Source organism: Terrisporobacter sp. (assembly GCF_017888745.1).
Classification (GTDB): domain Bacteria; phylum Bacillota; class Clostridia; order Peptostreptococcales; family Peptostreptococcaceae; genus Terrisporobacter.
The window spans coordinates 1-5,552 of record NZ_JAGHFM010000244.1; the positions used below are offsets into that span (position 1 = coordinate 1).

Sequence of the window (5,552 nt, forward strand, 5' to 3'; positions counted from 1 at the left end):
AACTAACATAATAATTTTTACTATTCTAGGTAGTCTTTCACCAAATATAAGCCATACTCCTAATAAAATTCCACTCAAAATTAAAACTTGAATTAAGGTAGCAATAAACATACATCCTATAGCTCCCCTACTTAACTTCTCATACTGCACGATACTCTCCTCCCCCAAAATAATAATATTAATATTTAAGTTTTAAATAAAAATTAGTTCATTTATCATATACTATCATAAAAAAAATAAATATTTGCCTTGCATAGAAAAGTGTAACTATAATGTAATTATTGTAAAATAGTTAAAACTTATCTAGATAACATAAAAGACACCTCATATTGAAGTGCCTTTCATATTATAATATCTATTTATATTATTTTAATAATTCTAAGTATCCAGATGGATGGAATGAATATATTGATCCATTATCTTTATCTACTAAGTATGCCATATCTGTTTCTATATTTGGTAAGAATACATATCCTCTTATTCCATTTACTTTTATTAAATCAAAACTGTTTTCATCACCTTGGTATGTAAATGTAAAATCAGCTTGCTCCACTTGACTTATGTATTGAGCTAAAAATGCTTCAGCTTCTGATTTAGTCATTCCTTTATCTTCTTGTTCTTCTTTGTTTTCGTCAGCTATTGCTTCATCAGATGGTTTAATAGTTTCTTCAACTTTAACTTCTTCTTTAGATACAGCTTCTTCTTTATTTAAAATTTGTTCTTCTTGAACAGGTACTTTAACTTCTTCTTTTTCTTCTATTTGATCTATATTTTCATTTAATGATTCTACTTTACTAGTTGTTTCAACTTTTACTGGTGTAGATTCTTCTTTTATATCTTTTGCAAAACTTGTAGTTGTAACTGGTTTTAATAATAATGCTCCTGATATTAATAATGTTATTGCTATAATTCCTTTTTTCATTTTCAACACTTCCTCTATAAGTATATTTTTTATTTATAATTGCTTTAATTTATTTGTTTTATTTTGTATTTATTTGCTTTGTTTATATTATTATAATAACATCTAATATTTAATAATTACAGTTACACGTCTGTTACTTAGGATTACAAAATAGTAACATGCAAAGTAACAAAATGTTACTATTTTAATAGTAATGAAATTATGCTAAAAAAAAGAAACTACCTTTTCAAATGATTTAAAATCATTTGAAGGTAGCCTCTTTATCTTATCTATTAACTAACCTTTAATAAATTATTTTTTAGATGTTAATTCTACTTGTTCTTTTTTCTCTTTTGAATCTTCATCAAATTTTAATTTATAGAATTCTTCTTCTCCGTAGTAAGCTTTTAAGTACATTTCTTTTATTTCTGAGAATAATGGATATCTTGGATTAGCACCTGTACACTGATCATCAAATGCTTGTTCTACCATTTCATCTAAATGCTCTAAGAATGCTTTTTCATCTATGCCCCACTCTTTTATAGTTTCTGGTATATTTACTTTAGCTTTTAACTCTTTTATTTTTAATTGTAATTTATCAAATTTTTCTTGATCATCTTTTCCTTCTATTCCTATGAAAGTAGCGATTTCTGCGTATCTTTCTAACATGTTTGGATATTCATATTGTGGGAATGTACCCATTTTTCTTGGAGCCGAGCTGACATTGAAATCTAATACTAAGTTTATTAATAGCGCATTTGCTACACCATGTGGTATATGATGGAATGCACCAAGTTTATGAGCAAGAGAGTGACAAACACCTAAGAATGCATTTGCAAAGGCCATACCTGCCATTGTTGAAGCATGAGCCATTTTTTCTCTTGCCTTAGGATCATTAGCACCTTTTTCATAAGCTCTTGGTAAATATTCAAATATAGATTTAGTAGCTTGTAAAGCTAACCCATCTGTAAATTCAGTTTGAAGCATAGCTGCATAAGCTTCTAAAGCATGTGTCAATGCATCTATACCAGAAGCAGCAGTTAATCCTTTTGGTTGGTGCATCATCATATCTGCATCTACTATAGCCATAGTTGGCATTAATTCATAATCTGCAAGTGGATATTTATGACCAGTTTCATCATCTGTTATAACTGCAAATGGAGTAACTTCTGAGCCAGTTCCTGAAGAAGTTGGTATTGCAACCATCATAGCTTTTTGACCCATTTTAGGGAATGTATATACTCTCTTTCTTATATCCATGAATCTCATAGCTAAATCCATGAAATCTACTTCTGGATATTCGTACATAACCCACATTATTTTTGCTGCATCCATTGCAGATCCACCACCGATTGCTATTATGCAGTCAGGTTGGAATGATCTTAATTGTTCTGCACCTTTTTTAGCAGTACTTAATGTTGGATCTGGCTTAACTTCATAGAATGTAGTGTGTTGTATTCCCATTTCATCTAATGCATCTGTTACAGGCTTTGTATACCCATTAGCATATAAGAATTCATCAGTTACTATGAATACTTTTTTGCAATCATAATATTGTTTTCCTAATTCTTTTATAGCTACACCTAAACAACCTTTTTTGATATAAGTTTTAGCTGGTGATCTAAACCAAAGCATATTCTCTCTCCTTTCAGCAACTGTTTTTGTATTCAATAACTGAAGTGGCCCAACTTGACCAGAGAAAGAGTTATTTCCCCAAGAACCACAACCTAGTGTTAGTGATGGTTCTAATTTAAAGTTATATAAATCTCCTATACCACCTTGAGCTGATGGTGTATTAACTAATATACGACAAGTTTTCATTGCATTTTGGAATTTTTCAAGTTTTTCTCTGTTATTTACTACGTCTAAATAAATTCCCGCTGTATGTCCAATTCCGCCATCCTTAACAAGTTGATCTGCTTTTTTTATAGCATCATCAAAATCTTTTGATTTATACATTGATAATAATGGGAATAATTTTTCGTGTGCTAACGGTTCTGATATGTCTGTTGATGTGGCTTCTCCTATTATTAATTTTGTATCTTGAGTAACTTCAAATCCAGCTTCTTCCGCTACTTCTATAGCTGGTCTACCTACTAATTTGGCATTCATAGTTCCATTAGGTCCTAATACTATTTTCTTTAATTTATTTAATTCTTCTCCCTGTGGTATATAAGATTTTCTAGATATAAACTCTTTTTTAACTTCATCATATATAGAAGAGTCAACTATTACTGATTGTTCTGATGCACATATTGTTCCATTGTCGAATGTTTTTGAATGTATTATAGAAGATACAGCCATTTTTATATCGCATGAAGAATCAAGTATTATCGGTGTATTCCCTGATCCAACCCCTATAGCAGGCTTTCCTGATGAGTAAGCAGCTTTAACCATACCTGGTCCACCTGTAGCTAATATCATATCAGCTTCTTTCATAATTTCTCCTGATAATTCTACTGATGGTTCATCTATCCATCCTATTATGTTTTTAGGTGCTCCAGCTTTTACTGCTGCATCTAAAACTACTTTAGCCGCTTCAATCGTACATTTTTTTGCTCTTGGATGTGGTGAAAATACTATACCATTTCTAGTCTTTAAAGCTATCAAACTTTTAAATATTGCTGTTGATGTAGGATTTGTAGTTGGAACTATACCTGCTAATACACCTATTGGTTCATATATCTTTGTAATTCCAAAACCTTCATCTTTTTCTATTACTCCACAAGTTTTAGTATCTTTATAAGTGTTGTATATGTACTCAGATGCATAATGATTTTTGATAACCTTATCTTCTGCAACACCTATTCCAGTTTCTTCAACTGCCATCTTAGCCAGATATATTCTGCGTTTATTAGCCTCCATCGCTGCCTCAAAAAATATCTTATCTACTTGTTCTTGTGTAAATTTAGCAAATTCAGCTTGTGCCTTTCTTACTTTTTCCATTTCTTGTTTTAATGTTTCAACACTATTTACCACCATATATTCAACTATCTCCTTTTATTTTTTGGACTTCGCTGATTAATTCCACCTTGATATTAAAATCATAGCACAACTTATTAGTAAAATAAAACTAATTTTTATATATATTTTTTTAACAATCTTCCATTTTACTTTACTATTTTTAGTTAATTTATTGTTTTACTTTATTATTTTTTTAACAACAATTAGTGATAACTTTAATAAAAAAGAGCTGATTCCTATTAAAATATAGTAATCAACTCTGATAATTCAGTATATTATTTTATTTATACATTTCTTTTGCTAAAAATATACCTTCATATAAATATTCACGTCTATATTTATACATAAAACTAAGTGAAGCTATCATAGTAGCCACTTCTGCAAAAGGAACAACAAACCATACTCCATTTACGCCAATAAACCTTGGTAAAAGTGTAATACCTAAAATAAAGAATACAAACGTTCTAAGCAATGAAAGTATAGCTGATACCTTACCATTTGAGAAAGCAGTAAACATACCAGAACCAAATATATTAAATCCTGCTACTAAGAAAGCTATTGAGAAAATCATAAATCCATTAAGAGTTATATCAAATATATTTGTTCCCTTATCAGCAAATAAAGATATCAACACTTCAGAAAATATTCTTGATGTAATGAAAATAAAAATTCCAAATACAGCTATAATAATTAGACTAAACTTAACTAGTTTTTGTAATTGTTCTTCATCCTGGCTTCCGTAATTATAACTTATTCTAGGAGATACACCAGAAGTAAATCCTAAGTAGGCTGCGTTTAATAAAAACTGCATATAAAGCATAATTGTTATAGAAGCAACACCATCTTCTCCTAATAATTTGATCATTGCAATATTAAATAGAAATGTTGTTACAGCAGAAGATAACTGTGTAACCATTTCTGATATACCATTTGAACAGCTTCTCAAAACTACTTTTAATTTTAATTTTGGCTTAACAAAATGCAATACATTCTTTTTATTGAAAAAGTAAGCAATCCCAACAAAAGAAGGTAATATATATCCTATACAAGTAGCAAGAGCAGCTCCTTTCACACCTAGATTTAATTGTGCTATAAAGACATAATCTAAAACTATATTTACAATTCCACCTGCAATAGAACTTATCAGACCTAACTTTGGAACTCCTGCTGTTACTAAGAAATAGTCAAAATAAAGTTTTAATATTATAAAAGGTGTAAATATCACCATATAAAATAAATACTCTTTACAATAATAAAATAAAGAATCTGTTGATCCTAGAGCATATATAATATCTTTTATAAAGATAATACTTAGTATTTCAACAACAACACCTACAATAATAGCGCTTATTGTTATAAGAGTAAAGTTTTCTTTTGCCTCTTGATTTTTTCCTTCACCCATGCACTTAGCAACAATGGCACTTCCCCCTGTTGCAAACATTACTCCGATGCCTATTAATATATTTATTACAGGATAAACTATATTTGTAGCTGATAATGCATTAGCTCCAACGAATTTAGATATAAACATACCATCTATAATAGTATAAAGTGAGAAAAATACCATCATCACTACCGTTGGCATAGTGTATCTAATTAAAGAAGTCATTGTGACTTTCTTTTCCAATGAATTTTCCATGACGACCTCCTTGAATTTAATCTTAACTTAATATATAATAAACTATCC

Annotated in this window: 3 protein-coding genes; all 3 read right to left on the bottom strand. The window is 29.6% G+C overall.

Annotated features, from left to right (window positions below):
• Window positions 1-364: 364 nt before the first annotated feature.
• The 3 genes from J7G74_RS11290 to J7G74_RS11300 all read right to left on the bottom strand — a co-directional run bounded on the left by J7G74_RS11290 (window position 365) and on the right by J7G74_RS11300 (window position 5,504).
• Complete coding sequence (locus J7G74_RS11290) at window positions 365-922, bottom strand: hypothetical protein (RefSeq protein ID WP_297135364.1); 558 nt, start codon at window positions 920-922, stop codon at window positions 365-367.
• A gap of 291 nt (window positions 923-1,213) precedes the next feature.
• Entirely contained in the window at window positions 1,214-3,883 is a 2,670-nt protein-coding gene (gene adhE, locus J7G74_RS11295) for a bifunctional acetaldehyde-CoA/alcohol dehydrogenase (RefSeq protein WP_297135367.1), read from the bottom strand.
• A 262-nt stretch (window positions 3,884-4,145) separates the two neighbouring features.
• Window positions 4,146-5,504: an MATE family efflux transporter gene (locus tag J7G74_RS11300; protein WP_297135370.1), complete on the bottom strand. Its 1,359-nt coding sequence runs from the start codon at window positions 5,502-5,504 to the stop codon at window positions 4,146-4,148.
• Between the last annotated feature and the right edge of the window lie 48 nt (window positions 5,505-5,552).